The organism is Streptomyces sp. NPDC006335, assembly GCF_040612795.1.
Lineage (GTDB): Bacteria > Actinomycetota > Actinomycetes > Streptomycetales > Streptomycetaceae > Streptomyces.
This window is the reverse complement of sequence record NZ_JBEXQX010000009.1, coordinates 347,609-360,995: the sequence shown is the minus strand read 5'-3', so window position 1 is coordinate 360,995 and position 13,387 is coordinate 347,609. Positions and strand designations below refer to the sequence as shown.

General features: G+C 62.7%; 14 protein-coding genes. 10 read left to right on the top strand and 4 right to left on the bottom strand.

Features of this window, described 5'->3' with window-relative positions:
• The first annotated feature begins 406 nt into the window (after positions 1–406).
• Together ABZ098_RS25995 and ABZ098_RS25990 are read left to right on the top strand one after the other, a co-directional pair.
• The gene (locus ABZ098_RS25995) at positions 407–1,891 is read left to right on the top strand and encodes a reverse transcriptase domain-containing protein (RefSeq protein ID WP_356594964.1); all 1,485 of its coding nucleotides are present in this window, start codon (positions 407–409) and stop codon (positions 1,889–1,891) included.
• Between the two features lie 137 nt (positions 1,892–2,028).
• Positions 2,029–2,454 carry a hypothetical protein gene (locus ABZ098_RS25990; RefSeq protein ID WP_356594962.1) on the top strand — a complete coding sequence of 142 codons (426 nt, stop codon included), beginning with the start codon at positions 2,029–2,031 and terminating at the stop codon, positions 2,452–2,454.
• Between the two features lie 358 nt (positions 2,455–2,812).
• On the opposite strand, the gene ABZ098_RS25985 is transcribed toward ABZ098_RS25990, so the two are convergent.
• Positions 2,813–3,334, bottom strand: a complete 522-nt coding sequence (locus ABZ098_RS25985; RefSeq protein ID WP_356594960.1) for a toll/interleukin-1 receptor domain-containing protein — start codon at positions 3,332–3,334, stop codon at positions 2,813–2,815.
• A gap of 1,162 nt (positions 3,335–4,496) precedes the next feature.
• Between ABZ098_RS25985 and ABZ098_RS25980 the strand changes: the two genes are divergently transcribed.
• Positions 4,497–5,627: a hypothetical protein gene (locus tag ABZ098_RS25980; protein WP_356594958.1), complete on the top strand. Its 1,131-nt coding sequence runs from the start codon at positions 4,497–4,499 to the stop codon at positions 5,625–5,627.
• 334 nt (positions 5,628–5,961) lie between these two features.
• Here the strand turns inward: ABZ098_RS25980 and ABZ098_RS25975 are convergent, their stop codons facing one another.
• Complete coding sequence (locus ABZ098_RS25975; protein ID WP_356594956.1) at positions 5,962–6,432, bottom strand: NUDIX domain-containing protein; 471 nt, start codon at positions 6,430–6,432, stop codon at positions 5,962–5,964.
• 2 nt (positions 6,433–6,434) lie between these two features.
• Positions 6,435–7,178, bottom strand: a complete 744-nt coding sequence (locus tag ABZ098_RS25970) for an XRE family transcriptional regulator (RefSeq protein WP_356594954.1) — start codon at positions 7,176–7,178, stop codon at positions 6,435–6,437.
• Between the two features lie 119 nt (positions 7,179–7,297).
• Between ABZ098_RS25970 and ABZ098_RS25965 the strand changes: the two genes are divergently transcribed.
• The 3 genes from ABZ098_RS25965 to ABZ098_RS25955 all read left to right on the top strand — a co-directional run bounded on the left by ABZ098_RS25965 (position 7,298) and on the right by ABZ098_RS25955 (position 9,125).
• On the top strand, positions 7,298–7,528 hold the full coding sequence (locus ABZ098_RS25965) for a hypothetical protein (RefSeq protein ID WP_356594952.1): 231 nt from the start codon (positions 7,298–7,300) through the stop codon (positions 7,526–7,528).
• Between the two features lie 248 nt (positions 7,529–7,776).
• Complete coding sequence (locus ABZ098_RS25960; RefSeq protein ID WP_356594951.1) at positions 7,777–8,220, top strand: hypothetical protein; 444 nt, start codon at positions 7,777–7,779, stop codon at positions 8,218–8,220.
• Between the two features lie 68 nt (positions 8,221–8,288).
• Positions 8,289–9,125: a protein kinase gene (locus ABZ098_RS25955; RefSeq protein WP_356594949.1), complete on the top strand. Its 837-nt coding sequence runs from the start codon at positions 8,289–8,291 to the stop codon at positions 9,123–9,125.
• An 847-nt stretch (positions 9,126–9,972) separates the two neighbouring features.
• Here the strand turns inward: ABZ098_RS25955 and ABZ098_RS25950 are convergent.
• Positions 9,973–10,464 carry a GntR family transcriptional regulator gene (locus ABZ098_RS25950; RefSeq protein ID WP_063805549.1) on the bottom strand — a complete coding sequence of 164 codons (492 nt, stop codon included), beginning with the start codon at positions 10,462–10,464 and terminating at the stop codon, positions 9,973–9,975.
• Positions 10,465–10,634: 170 nt separating this feature from the next.
• On the opposite strand from ABZ098_RS25950, the gene ABZ098_RS25945 reads away from it, so the two are divergent.
• The 4 genes from ABZ098_RS25945 (at position 10,635) to ABZ098_RS25930 (ending at position 13,348) form a co-directional block, all read left to right on the top strand.
• A complete protein-coding gene (locus ABZ098_RS25945) occupies positions 10,635–10,985 on the top strand; it encodes a hypothetical protein (RefSeq protein ID WP_006381100.1) in 351 nt (116 codons plus the stop codon).
• An 83-nt stretch (positions 10,986–11,068) separates the two neighbouring features.
• Positions 11,069–11,194 (top strand): hypothetical protein, encoded by a 126-nt coding sequence (locus tag ABZ098_RS25940; protein WP_356594947.1) that lies wholly within the window; start codon positions 11,069–11,071, stop codon positions 11,192–11,194.
• Positions 11,191–12,591 carry a cell division protein FtsK gene (locus tag ABZ098_RS25935; protein WP_356594945.1) on the top strand — a complete coding sequence of 467 codons (1,401 nt, stop codon included), beginning with the start codon at positions 11,191–11,193 and terminating at the stop codon, positions 12,589–12,591. Before ABZ098_RS25940 ends, ABZ098_RS25935 begins: the two co-directional genes overlap by 4 nt.
• A 58-nt stretch (positions 12,592–12,649) precedes the next feature.
• Positions 12,650–13,348: a DUF2637 domain-containing protein gene (locus tag ABZ098_RS25930; protein ID WP_356594943.1), complete on the top strand. Its 699-nt coding sequence runs from the start codon at positions 12,650–12,652 to the stop codon at positions 13,346–13,348.
• Positions 13,349–13,387: the final 39 nt, after the last annotated feature.

Below are 13,387 nucleotides of genomic sequence, written 5' to 3'. Positions count from 1 at the left end.
TTCAAGGCGCCATGGGCCCGCCACTCCATGTCTCCGCCACTCAGCGCGCGACACCTTCAGAACGAACGGTCGAGCCCAGAGGTACGCGACCGATACGTCGACAACGCTCAGGCTTGCAAACGGGCACAGCCCGTGGCACAGAGACCAAGCGAGGCTGGGACCAGCACGCGAAGTCCGGAGACAGACGAGGCGAGTCCTCGGCCCGGCATACTCGCCGTCGTGGCTGATTTTCGATGCTCAGGCTAGAACTGGCTTACAAACCTAGCCGTGCCTGATCCCAGCAAGCCCGGACGCCAACCAGACCCGCCTCGCCTAACTCGTTTCGCGCTCTGATCAGGGTGACTGAACGATGGCAGCCTGCCATCCTGTTCGTACGGAGTGAAGACGAGGCTAGGACAGGTACCACATGACCAATGACCTGAACATCAGCAAGGCAGTATCCAAAACGCTAGCCACGCCACTAGATAGGCTGCCCTCCCTTATAACTGACAGGTCATTGGAAAATTCGCACGAGATAGTTGCCGGGCTGGCAGAACTAGCTTCTGACCCACAGGCGCATATTCCCGTGGAGACCATAACCATGCCCAAAAAGAAATTTGGGCAGCGCCCAATTGTCATCCCGGACATATCGGCCCGCTCCCTCTTTGTCGCCCTGGTAGATTCGATCACAAAAGATCTAGAGCCTGACAGTCGCGCTGATGGAAAATGGGAGGCTTACGAGGACTTCGCAAAACAGTCACCCAGCCAATACATCGTCGACATAGACATCGCAGCTTGTTATGAGTTCATCGATCACGATATTCTGCATCGTGAACTCCTGATTCGAACCATGAACGCCAAGAAGGCTGAAGCGATACGCTCGTTTCTGGAGAGGTGCTCCTTCAACAATCGAGGGCTTCCACAGCTTTCTTGGCCTAGTGACAGGCTTGCGGACCTCTACCTTAGTATTCTGGAACGTCGCCTAATGCGGAACAAGTTGGAGGTTTTGCGCTACGCAGACGACTTCCGAGTCAGAGTCGACAGCTGGGAAGCAGCCACCGAGGTAATCGAATACGCGGCAGAATATGCCCGCGATTTGGGCCTAATTCTCTCTTCAGATAAAACAGGAATCTTCAGGGTTGATCGATACAAGCTACGCCTTGATAAAGAACGGGAACTCCAGCAAAAGTACCTAGACCACGCGAAGGCAAAACTCACTTTGGTGCAGCTAGTTGGCGGCGACTACGACGTCGAGTTCGTGGAGATACCGCCAGCTGAAGAGGAGGCACTCATTGCCTCTATGCACCGAATAGTTGACGACTGGCACAGGCGAACAAAATTGGGCAGCCCTGACACAGAGCATCACGATGAAATAGCTCTGCGCAAGATGATTCCATATGCGCTGACAGCACTTCAGAAAGATCGGCGTATCGAAGCCCAGGTCTTCACAGATCTTATTTACCGAGACCCGTTGCGACTTGAACGGGTATGTAAGTACGTCCTGAGCCGTATGGATGGGTTCGACGAGGTGACCGAGAATTGGTCACTCCTTCGCAGTATAGTGCAGGCTGGGAAAATTGGCCCATGGGCTCGCATTTGGCTCCTTCACGTAGCAGGAAAGCTCCCTGCATGCGAAACTGATGATGCCAAATGGATTCTCGACTGGGCTCAAGCCCAGTGTAAGGATCGACACGAAATTGTCAGAGCAGAGGCAGCCTGGGTGTCAGCAAAGTTTGGCCTCCTCACTGATGAAATGGCCATGTTTCTACTTAAAGAAGCCACTGCCATTACAGAACATGGCATAGCGGCATCCATGGGGTGTCAGGGCACTCTAAACGGGTCAGTCGTGAACTCTGTGATCAGTGGACGGCCGATGAATAGAGGCGCATATGAATGGGGGCGGCAGAATTGAAGTCGTGGGTGCTCACAGACAGCGGCGAGAGGGCGCTGAGGAGGATTATCCCGCTCGGGTCCCGCGTCTACCTTGAACGGGACTATGACGGTATTCGATCCTCCGTCGTATCGTGTGCCACTTTGGTTGAGGCTCACGTGGACAAGGTACTTAAGCACCTTTTTGATTCAGACGAAGCCATGACGCTCCCCCTGGCGAAAAAACTGCACGCCGAAGTGGAAGATTCTATCTACCGGTCGTGGGAGTCCAGGCGCAAGTGGCTGTCTTCCGCCTTCGGAGTAAACATTGCTGGCGACAAACAGAGCCAGGATTTTAATGCCGTTATCGATCTACGGAATTGCATTGTTCATGGCGATGGACGCCTGACCGATCTGCAAGTCGCAAAGAATAAGGATTTTTTTCGAATAAGGGAGGATCTCCCCAGAATCTTGGGAGTGGGGCTGAACGGGCGCATAGTTATTATTACCCCGGACACCCCTCTTAAGGCTGCCACTGTATCCCGAGATTTCATACTCCACTTCGACCGTGCAGTGCTAAATAAATTCTCGAATCTGTCAATTTAAAGCGTGATGCCACATGCTTACCGGCTGGACGGACGACAACCGGCACACCTGCCGTGCGTTGTAAAAGTGCGGCGGGTTGCACGTTTAGTGGAACTGTGCCGACAGACCGGATGAGCTGCTGAAGGTCTTCCCGATACGAGTTGTTCCGCTTACGTCCAAGGCCGACATCAACGGCCACGAACAGCCGCAGCTGTCAGCAGTCGCCGATGTTCCCGGTGCATGCGAGAAGACCCCACCGTGCCAGGGGCAAATCGAACATTGATCTGAGGCATTTACCCAGCAGAGCGCGCCACCGTATCGCCGGCCTCGGGCTTGGCGCCGGTGAGTGGGAGCGACGCCCAGGCACGCTATCGGACGGCTAGTTCGCCGATGTGGGCGGTGTGATCAGGTCGTCCTCAACGGCGACCAGCTCGGCGATCTTGGTGGCAACTACGGCCATCGAATCCTCCGCTGTGTCGAACCCATTTCGGGATGCAAGGAGGGGGCTGACGTTTCGAAGTTCGCCGTAGGTCGTCTCGTGCACGACAGGGAGCAGCAGGTTACGTGCAAGGAGCTCAGAGAGCTCCTTGTCGGAGACGCCACCGCGCTCGAGGCGTGTCAGTAGCGCAGGGGTGACCAAGACGAGACCGGTACGCGACCTCGCCAGGCCCCTGTCGATTTCCCGCATGAACGGTAGGCCGTATGCGATGTCCTTCTCGCTGAACCAGACCGAGACGCCCTCTGCTTCCAGCAGGGCGCACAACTCCTTAGCAGCATTGCGTCGGTCGTCCCATGCGTGGCAGAGGAAGACATCGCGAAGGTCTGGCTGTTGACTCGCGCGCGACACGGCGGCGTCGCGAACAGGAGTCAGGTTCCTTACCTCGGCAGCCGTGTAAGTCACGGAGGAGGTGCTCGGTGACCAAGGCGCCCGGGTTCTGCCGCTACTGGAACTGCCCCCACTGGTGGCGCTGCCCCCGCCACCGTTCCGCGGGGTGGAAGCCGGCGGCGGGTAATAGGACCGGGGCGATGAGTACCCGTAGCTTCCCCCGCTGCATGCGGGGCACGCTGCACGTCCACTGGCGGTGCGGTGACCCCGGCGCGGGGCTGTACAACGACTCATAACTACAAGGTAGTCCACGCGGCCCCGGGAGCCATCTCGTTTACTCATGGCCAGAGGACGCTGGCACACCCAGCAACTTGCGATTCCCTTGACGGTCGGGATGATCAAGGAATTCACATTCAGCGTGACTGTACGTCCGCCTGTGGCCAACGACCTCGGTCTCCCTGCCACGCCTGCCCTGACGCAACCTGCTCTGATCGACGGAATAAGGTGCCGTGCCCCAGGTGCGCCGGACCGACCGGGAACCATGGGTGATTCGCGGCCACTCCGGGTCAGCGGGCGAGTCAGCGACCCTTGATCGACTTACCTGGTCAAGGGCCGTTGACTTGCAGTGGGTGTGGAACTGGAACTCAGGGTGACTGGCGCCACGACGGTATTCAGGAGAGTGCTGCGAGCAGGGTCTTCGCCATGTATGACCTTCGCATTCCCCTGATTCCGGGCTATCCGCCAGCGGCGATCCGTATCTGGTCCACAAGCCAGCAGATACGTCTAGGCGGGTGCTCAGACAGGGCGAGCGCCTGAGTGATCCAGCGCGCAGGCACCTTGGCAGGAGCAAAGCTCCGGTGCTGGTGGCGGGTCTCCTCGCCACGCGCGCCGCGCAGCACGCCAAGAGTCGAAGACTCCCGGTAGTTGATCAAGCAGGCTCTTGGCCGCGAACAATGCCACGCTCGCCACGCCCGAGCCAGCCAGAACCCAGAGCGTGATGGTCACATCCATTGGTTCCATGCTCCTCTCACCGTCTGACAAAGCGTCCGTTGATGGGGACACACCCAAGAGAAGCTGTGCGTCGCAGCTGTCCACCAGTGCCTCGGACGTTCCTGTTGAACTCCGGACAGCCGGCTCACCGAGCCCTAGTCTGAACGGAGCCGAGCTGGACAGTTGTGGCCGATGCTGGACGACTCTGGACAGGCAGCGGCAACGAAACATGAGACGGGGTGGGGCGATGACTGATGACTCTCTGGCCAACCAGTTGCGTCGCTTGCGTGTCCGGGCAGGCAATCCCTCGCTGCGAGACCTGGAGAAGCTCACCGATCGCCAAGGCAGAAGGATGAGCCGGGCCTCCATTCAGGATAAGTTCTCCGGAACTAGTGGTCTGAAAATGGTCCAGGTGCTAGCTCTGGTTCGAGCATGCGCCGACTACGCGCGTTCGATCGGTGCTCCCCTTCCGGCTGAAGACACCGATGAGCAAGTTTGGCAAGAAAAGGCAACGCACCCCGCTTCTCCCAAGAATCTGCATTCCATTGAACCGCCACGTGAGACGGATCCAAGTGCACCCCAGGGACACAAGAAGGGCGACTCATCTAATCTGGAGGCACTAATCCCGCCCCTAATCCACGCCGGCATGGACGACATCGCAAACCTCGCAAGGCAGGGAGCGGGCCAGCCTTTAGAAACATGGCTGCCAACTATCGTTGTTGCACTCGGCTACGCACACATGGATTACCAAGGTTTCCTTAACTTGGCTGCTCATGCACCACCCGGCCAGATAGTGAAGATCCTCGAATCTATAGGTGAGGACAGTCCCGAAAACATCAGTAACCGATATTTCCAGACCTGCTTGTTGACTCAGCACGCCTCCCAGATACCCAAAATCTTGGTCGCACTTCGCCGGACTGAAGGAGAGTTGGACTGGTACGCACATAATTTCGTTGACGCCATTCTCGGCAAAGGCGACTGGCTGGGGGGCACCAGGCCAGATCTGGCCGACGTCCTGCGAGCGCTGCGCGCGGCCACATTGAAGAACGACGCCGATAAACTCGCAGAGAATATCGGGTTACACACATGGCCCAGGATAGCGTTGGCGACTGCTGGAGCCATCCCTGAAGACTTTTATGGGGATCGAGAGATCATCCTACATGCGGGCTCACAGAATGGACCGCATCGACTCATGAGGTTGATCAACTGTCTGAAGACAGAGCAGATTGAGGGAATCGAATTGCGCAAGACGCTGGAATTTCTGCTCACAGCGGTACCCCGGGGCAAGCATGCAGATTTCTCTCAAATTCTCAACGACGCCGGAATGAAGTCCGAGGCTCAACGCTTGCTGGAATTGGAAAGAGAAATTCCATTCTGAAACTCTGGCGACATCACAGAAGCGGGCCGCCGTCCACTCAGACTCAGGGGAGTCTGTGCGCGCAGTTCTTTTTCTACGCTGAAGCAGCGCCAAGATGGCCATGCACCCGAGATGACAAGGTGCGTTTGCCATTCGGCTGCCCACCTCAGTCCCTGTCTCATTCAACCCCGTTCACGGACGTTCAGGCGAGACCCCGCACCGTCTCAGCGATGAAAGCCGACCGCCCATGAACGTGGGTGAGCGCCCCTGCACCGACTCAAGGTCACACCATTACAGTTAAAAGCGTGGACCGGGGCTGACGCTGGGCGGTCGAGCTGGCCCAGAGACGCCAAAATCAGCCGAGGTAGGGCCGCTCACGCTGCTCCACGAAGTGCCGGATTCGCAGCCGCTGCGTATGGTGCATAGGCAGTTGATCAATCTCCTCGCGCTGGACGAACGCCAGCTCCGTGGACTCGTCCGAGATCGCGAGTTCGCCCCCGATCACACGCGCGGTGAAGCAGACGTTGAACTGTCGCCGCACCTCACCATCCGTGTAAGCGATGACGTGGCGCGGATCGGTGTACGTTCCGACGAGACCGGTGATCTCCACGTCCAGGCCCGTCTCCTCCTTCACTTCACGGACGGCAGTGCCCGGCAGGGAGTCCGTCATCTCCATGCCGCCGCCAGGCAACGCCCAGAGATCGTTGTCTCGCCGGCGCTGTAGGAGGATGCGTCCCTCGTCGTCAGTGACCACCGCGGACGCGGCAACGACCAGACTGTTGGGCTTGGGGGCGTCCGGGTCGTCGTAGTACTCAGTGCGTGCCATGATCACTTCTCTCGTACTGGCTTCGCGGTCGCCCACACTGCATCGAAGCTGTCAGCGTAGGTCTCGAACATGCCGCCTTCCCCATTTCGGCGCAGGTGCCACACAGGGGCCCGGTAGGCGTTCACGCCCCAGACGTGGGCGTTGACCAGTGCTTGGTCGTCGGCCCGATAGATCGAGTTGTAGAGCGTCGTGGCATGGGTCCGTACCTCGATGCCCTGCGTCCCGATAAGCGGGCGATAGTGCATCAGCGCGAGGCGGCAGCGTGACTGGATGCCGTGGCCGAACTTCTCCTCGTCGCCGCGCTGTTGAACGTTCGAGCTCTCCGCGTCGCCGAGCGCGATGCGGACCGTGCAGCCCTCGGCCGCTCGCTCCTGCAAGAGCTCGTTGAGTCTCGGGTACGCCTCGTGCAGGAAGACGGCGGCGTACACCAACACGTCGATCTGCTCGCGCGCCTGAGTCAGCAGGTCCACGAAGGTGGATACGGGGATATCTGCCCGCTGGTCGTAGAGAGCCACAAGTTCCGGGCTGACGGCGCGGGCGGGGCGTGCCTGCCTGAGCGATGGCCATAGAGCGTGCACGTCTTCTCCTAGCGTTTCTGCTGCCAACATGGCCGTGGCACGACGCGGGGTACGCCCCAGGTTGACCCATCGTTCGACGGACTTGGGATCAACTTCGACCCTGCCCGCGAGGGCGTTGTACGTCCAGCCACCGGCCGCCATGGCCGCACGTAGTCTCTCGTTTGCCATTTCAATCTCTCCTAACATCCGGGGACGGCACTAGGGACGTTCTACCCGACGCGGGACGTCCTGAAGTGGGGATTGTCGGTGGTTCCGACGTCCTGGTGGTCGGCACGAAGCTCGTGTGCATGGCGAGCAACCAGCAGACCAGGCCAGGCATCGGCGAACTGGCGAAGGACAGTGCCAGCGGACGCATCGGCGTCGTCATGGGTGAGATTGGCGGTCGCGTGCAGATGCGGCCAATCCCTGGAGGCAGGGAGTGGGATGCCATGCCGGACAACGTCGTCGCGCTCAGCGCTCGGGAAGAACTCAGCGCCCGCCTGGCAACGAGGAACGGCAACAGTCGGGTCGGGCTGTGATGCGCGCCGTCGGCCGGTACGCCGGGGTCCTGTTCATCATCTGCATCAGCGGCTCGTGCGGCTTGGTGATCGGCATGGCCCTCGGCACCGGCCAGTACTAGACCGGCCGCCCCGAGCGGGTGCCACGTACGGCTCCCCGTCCCCGTTCGGGCCGGCCTCCGATCCCGCTGGCGATCGCCTTCGAGTTGCACTCGGCGATCGAGGCGGCAGGCAAGTGCCCTGCACCACTTCACATGAGGAGACGGCACATGACAGCAACGGCGAACGTGCAGAAGACCGGTCGCGCGGTCGCAGGCGAGGAGTTGTTCGAGAGCCTCGCCCACTTCGTGGTCACCCACAACAGCGAGTCGGCCGAGCGTGCCGAGCGGATCGCCGACCAGGCGGTGGCCTTCGTGGTCACGGCGGCAACTGCCACTGTTTCCATGGTCCCTTCGGATGAAGTGGACCTCGGCCTCCACGCCCTCATCCTGCACACCAAGGAGTACGCCCGGTTGTGTGAGCGGTACGCGGGCCGCTTCCTCCATCACAACCCGAAGCCGGGCGGCGGGGCCCGCGACCCGGAGAAGGTAGCGGCCTCGGCCCGTGCCATGAAGGCCGCCGGATTCGCGGTCTTCGACGACTTGTGGACCGTCGACGGCACGAACCTCGCACAGTGCGACTCGGACTGCGGCCGTCCCTACGGTGAGGCGTAGCACCCGACAACAGCGGTTCGGTCGGCCCGGGTTGGTGGTCGACCGCGTCGCCGGAAGGAGAGAGGGCGTTGTCCGACTCAACCCCTGAAATGCCGATTGTGGTGCTCGACGCGCTCATGCCCACGGAACAGCGGCTGGTCCTGAGCCGTAGGGGCTCCACGGTCTGGGAGGTGGACGGCCCACGTGGTCACCACGCCGTGAAACTCGGCCATCCGATCGAAGCCACCGGGGAGTGGTCGGCCCAACCCTGGACCGCACTTGCGCCCGCACGCGAAGGGGCCGTGCTGCACCGTCTCGGCTCGGGTGAGACCGCGTACGGCGAGTGGGAACGCGGCACCTGGAACTTCCAGCCGTGGCACGAGGGGCCAGACCTGTACCGCATCTGGGAGCCCTGCCGCAGGCGCGGCTCATCCATCACGCCGCACTACAGCGTGGCACTGGGCTGCGTCGAAGCGCTGGCAGAACTCCACGTACGAGGCTGGGCACACGGCGACGTGCAGCCTGCCCACTTCATCATCGGGCCGGTACGAACCCATCTCATCGACCTCGCGCTAGCTCGCGGCGGGCAGGTACCTGAGAGTTACGACTTCCCGTTCCGCGGCTGCCTCGTCCACTACGAGGCACCAGAGATCGCTCGCAGCGTGCTCGATACCGGAGAAGCCGAGCCGACGCAGGAGGCCGACATTTACGCCCTCGGGGCTTCCCTCCTGATCTCAGCCACCGGGTGGCGAGCGGTCGAGTACCCGGACGACGCTCCACGCGCCGTCCAGAGAGAAGCAGTGGCGAACGGAAGGCGTCGTCCTGTGAAGGCGCCCGGTGAGCTGGGCGACCTGGTCGACGCGATGCTCAGCCACGCTCCCGAAGACCGGCCAACGATCTACGAGGTGGGCAAAGCCCTGAGCTGATCCCACGGCCCGTTTCACCGAGCCTGCTCGCGCGGGCGACCGACAGCAAGAGACCGGACCACCCTCAGCCTGGACAGCATTCCGGGTGGCCCGGTCATGGAAGCCCTGATCAGGACCCCGGTGCCGATGGTACCGGGGCAGTCGGCGTGCTCGGATTCGGGTGCGGCTGCAACCCCTGTCAGCTGGCGTTGCGTTGGGGAGGAGGGCAATTGAACGACGGTCATTGGGCGCACAGTTCTGACCTGGACCACCGAAAGTCAGCCGCGACGGCGAGTCCGCCGAACAAGCACCCGTCACGTATGTCTCCAGCAACCCTGTTCCGGCATCAGCCACGTTTCCAGATTTCGAAACGAGGGTCACCAGGGCGGTGGGGTCGTGCCTGCTCGGGCTCGACCTGGTCCTCGGGCTGGGCGAGCCGCTTCCTGCCCATGGTGTCTGACTCGGCGGTACTGCGCGCTGAGTGGCCGGGGGCCGGCGCAGCGGTGGCGGAGACAGGGAGCGGCGGCGGCCCGTGGCCGCCAGCGCGCGCGGTCCGCCGCAGGCGGGCCGCCTTGATCCAGTAAAGAAACTCTGAACAGCACCGCAGCGAAGTAGTCGATCGACCTGGGAGAGACACGGATGCGGCGGGCGGGCCCCGACGGAGCGAGCGAGTGCGGCACGCAACGACGGCACGGTGGCAAGCGAGGAACGATGAGCGAGCACATACCGGACAACGAAATGGGGTCGACCAGCATTCACGGCGGGGACACGGATCAGGTGGTCGCACTGATCGAGGAGATGCGGGCCATGGTCGCTCGCCTCAGCAGAGAGACAAGGGAGTTGCGAGAGGAAGTGGCCCAGTTCAGGACTACGGCTTCGGCTGCTGAGCTGCCTTCAGTTCCTCGACCTCACGCCGCAGTTCCTGATGATCGGCACTGAGAACACGGATCTCGTCACGTAGTGCGGTGAGTACCTCGGCAAGGGTGGTCCCGGCGACTTCGACTGCTTCGGCGTCGTCGGGCTCTCCCTCCCTCGCCCCTGCCTGGCCAACGCTCGCGTCCTTGTTCGCCAAATACCAGGCTGGAGCGTTGTAGTTCGCCGAGAGCTCCCCGCCGGCGTTGTGGTCAGCGACGAAGCTGCCCCGCCCGTGGATCGTGTAGATCAGACCCTCATCGCGCAGGACGTTGAGCGCGGACCTGGCGGTCATGTTCGCCACGCCAAAGCGTTCTTGTAGCTCCCGGATGGACGGCATCTGCTCGCCCGGCTTGATCCGCCCCTGCAAGATGTCGCGCCGAATCTCGTCGGCAGCGTGCTGATACGGCGGCCGGCGATCGTGCTTGCTCTCTGGCGCGGGGCTCATGAACGAAGGATATCTACCCTAGCTCGCCTAGCACACCCCACTGACGTAGGTGACCCATGCCAATAGGTACCTAGCTCACCCGATTCACTTGACACTGCTAGGTCAGCTATGTTCAACGGTGATCACGCCCCGCCACCCTGACGGAGCGCAATCGAGAGGAATCAACTCCCATGGCACGCATCCGCGTTGGCCTGCTCCCCACGTCCTCGTTCATGGTCGGCACCCTGCCGGTCCCCAAGTACGCGGACCAGGAGAAGACGCAGTTCGCCACCGACCGTGAGACCGGCGCGAAGCTCTACACGATCACCCTCTTCTTCATGGAAGAGGACCGTGCCGAGGCTCTGAAGATCACCGTCCCGGAGACAGGTCTCCCCAACGGCCTCCGGCCGGGCGTCCCGGTCATGCCGGTGGAGCTGTTCGCCACACCGTGGGCGCGCATCTTCAACGGCTCGCTCTCGGACGGCATCGCCTACCGCGCGGGCCGCCTGGACCTGGTGGCCCCGGCCGCTGAGGCCGCGTGAGCGGCACCACTTCCCGGTCCGGCGCTGAGCGCAGCTACCCGCTGCCTCACGCCGGGCCGGATGCCCGGTTCACCGAATCACTCGTGACCTCGGTGACAGCCGTACTCGTCGGCTACGGCTACCCCCGCCTCGACTGCCCGGCGGATCGGGCGGCCCTCGAAACAACCCTCGGGGCCTTCCTCTACAACCCGTTGGAGAAGCGCACATGAAGGATCCGAACCCCCCGGCGGAAGGCATCTTCGGTCACGTCCCGCTCGTCGTCGCCCTCGCGCTCGCCGTGCTCGTCGGATGGGCAGTCTGGTGGGTGGTCCGCTACGTTCGCGCCGATGCCATGACCCGGCAGTCCATACGGCAGGCCATTCGCGTGCGGTGGGGCTGGAAGCGGCTCGCACCCATGCTGTCGGCCACGGACAAGACCCCCACCGCGCTGGCGTCGCTGGCGAACACGAACGGCAAGCCGATCAGGCCACGCGTCCTTATCCCCGCCCTGAAGGTGAAGCACGACGCGTACGGAGTGATCGCGCGGGCGCAGTGCCTGCCTGGCGTAGGGCTTCAGCAATTCCAGAAGGCTGGCCCGCACCTCGCGGACGCCTGGCGGTGCACGCGAGTGGCGGTCACCCAGGACAGTCCTGGGCAGGTCCTCATCCGGGGTGTGCGACTGGACCCGCTGAAGTTCCCCACCGAGCACCACCCCACGGGCGAGCCACCCGAGGAGACAGCCCGGTGGGATCTGGGCCTGGACGAGTACGCGCAGCCCGTGTCCGTGAACCTCACCCAGGTGCCCGGCGTGACCGTGGCCGGCCTCCCCGGCTTCGGCAAGACCAGCCTGATCAACCGGCTGCTCTCCGACTGGGCGCCCTCGCCTGCGGTGCAGTTCGCCTGCGCGGACGGCAAGGTGTCGGCTGCCTATGAAGGCGACTACGCGGACTGGGTACAGCGCATGTTCGCCTTCGTGGGGGATGACCTGGAAGAGGCCAACAAGCTGTTCCGGCACCTGGTGGAGCTCCGCCGCGCCCGGTCGGCTTCGGTGCGCCACGTGCTCGGCGTGAAGTCCATGTGGGACGTCGGCCCCTCCGAGAGCTGGCCCCTGGTCGTACTGATCGTCGACGAAGCGCACACCTACTTCCGCGACCACAAGGGCAGCGACCAGCAGACGAAGAAGCTGGCCGCGCTCGCCGCCGAGAACGCTCGGCTCGTGGAAGACCTGGTTAAAAAGGGCCGGTCCGTGGGACTGCTCGTCATCCTCACCACTCAGAAGTCCACCGGCGACGCGATCCCCACCTTCATCCGCGACGTGTGCCCTGTCGGCCTGAGCTTCGCTCAGAAGACCGCCGAAGCCGCCGTGGCCGCGCTCGGCGACGAGATCCGGGAATGGCCGGACGCCAACCCGATCAACCTCCAAGACCCCACCTACGTCGGCGTCGCGTCGATGAACCACCAGTCGCAACCCGGCTTCACCCGCATCCGTACGCCCTACGTACCCGACGCGGAAGCGGCTCGGATCGCCGAAGAAACGGCCGACCTGACCGCCGACCCGAACGCCCTCCTGGAAGCCGTCCTCGGCCCTCGCATGGCGGATGTGGATCTTACGAAGCTCGACGCCTGAGCAGCCTGACCTACGCCCTCGCACGTCCCTGATACCTCAGGAGAGGAGGTGAACACTCATGGCAGAAGACCGGATCACACAGCGCACCATCACCGCCGTCATGATCGTCATTGCCGCGCTGGCATTCGTCTTCTCCTTCGGCAACGTCTGGTCCCTCGCCCTGCGCCTCGGCGTGCCCCGCCCGATCGCACCGCTCATCGCCCCGATGGTGGACCTATCCGTGGTCGGCCTCCTGGTCGCACTCCGCTACCTCTCTCTACGCGGTCTCCCAGCAGAGCAGATGACGTCTGCCACGCGCCTCATGCACTTCTCCGGACTGCTGACCCTCGCCCTCAACGTCGCCGAACCGATCGTCGCCGGACACTACGGCCGTGCCGCCGTCGACGCGGTCGCCCCGCTGCTCCTCCTCGGCTGGGGCTCCGTCGGCCCGCAGCTCCTGCGCGCCTTCCACACTGTTGCGCGCCCCGCCGCATCAACTCCCCCGCCGAGCGCGATCGAGTCGGACCCTGAGACGACTTCCGACGTCTCCCGTCCTGCGATGCCGCTCATCGTTCCTGCCCCGGCCTCGGTCGCTCCTCAGATCGCCCCGGCTCCCGCTTCGCCCGCAATCAAGGTTCCTGAGCCGCTGCTGACCGAAGCACGCTCCATCGCGACGTCTCACCACACCGAGCATGGTGAACCGATCACGGCGGCCCAGCTCAAGACGCGACTCGGAATCGGCCTGCCCATGGCCACCGCGTTGCACGCCGCTCTGTAGCGGCTACTCCCCTCCGCCGGCTTCTCCGGCACTTCCCAC

Coding starts and splice junctions, on each gene's coding strand:
- ABZ098_RS25975 (WP_356594956.1), bottom strand. CDS start 6,432: ATGGCACGCACTGAGTACTACGACGACCCGGACGCCCCCAAGCCCAAC.
- ABZ098_RS25950 (WP_063805549.1), bottom strand. CDS start 10,464: ATGAGCCCCGCGCCAGAGAGCAAGCACGATCGCCGGCCGCCGTATCAG.
- ABZ098_RS25945 (WP_006381100.1), top strand. CDS start 10,635: ATGGCACGCATCCGCGTTGGCCTGCTCCCCACGTCCTCGTTCATGGTC.
- ABZ098_RS25970 (WP_356594954.1), bottom strand. CDS start 7,178: ATGGCAAACGAGAGACTACGTGCGGCCATGGCGGCCGGTGGCTGGACG.
- ABZ098_RS25980 (WP_356594958.1), top strand. CDS start 4,497: ATGACTGATGACTCTCTGGCCAACCAGTTGCGTCGCTTGCGTGTCCGG.
- ABZ098_RS25960 (WP_356594951.1), top strand. CDS start 7,777: ATGACAGCAACGGCGAACGTGCAGAAGACCGGTCGCGCGGTCGCAGGC.
- ABZ098_RS25965 (WP_356594952.1), top strand. CDS start 7,298: ATGGCGAGCAACCAGCAGACCAGGCCAGGCATCGGCGAACTGGCGAAG.
- ABZ098_RS25930 (WP_356594943.1), top strand. CDS start 12,650: ATGGCAGAAGACCGGATCACACAGCGCACCATCACCGCCGTCATGATC.
- ABZ098_RS25995 (WP_356594964.1), top strand. CDS start 407: ATGACCAATGACCTGAACATCAGCAAGGCAGTATCCAAAACGCTAGCC.
- ABZ098_RS25935 (WP_356594945.1), top strand. CDS start 11,191: ATGAAGGATCCGAACCCCCCGGCGGAAGGCATCTTCGGTCACGTCCCG.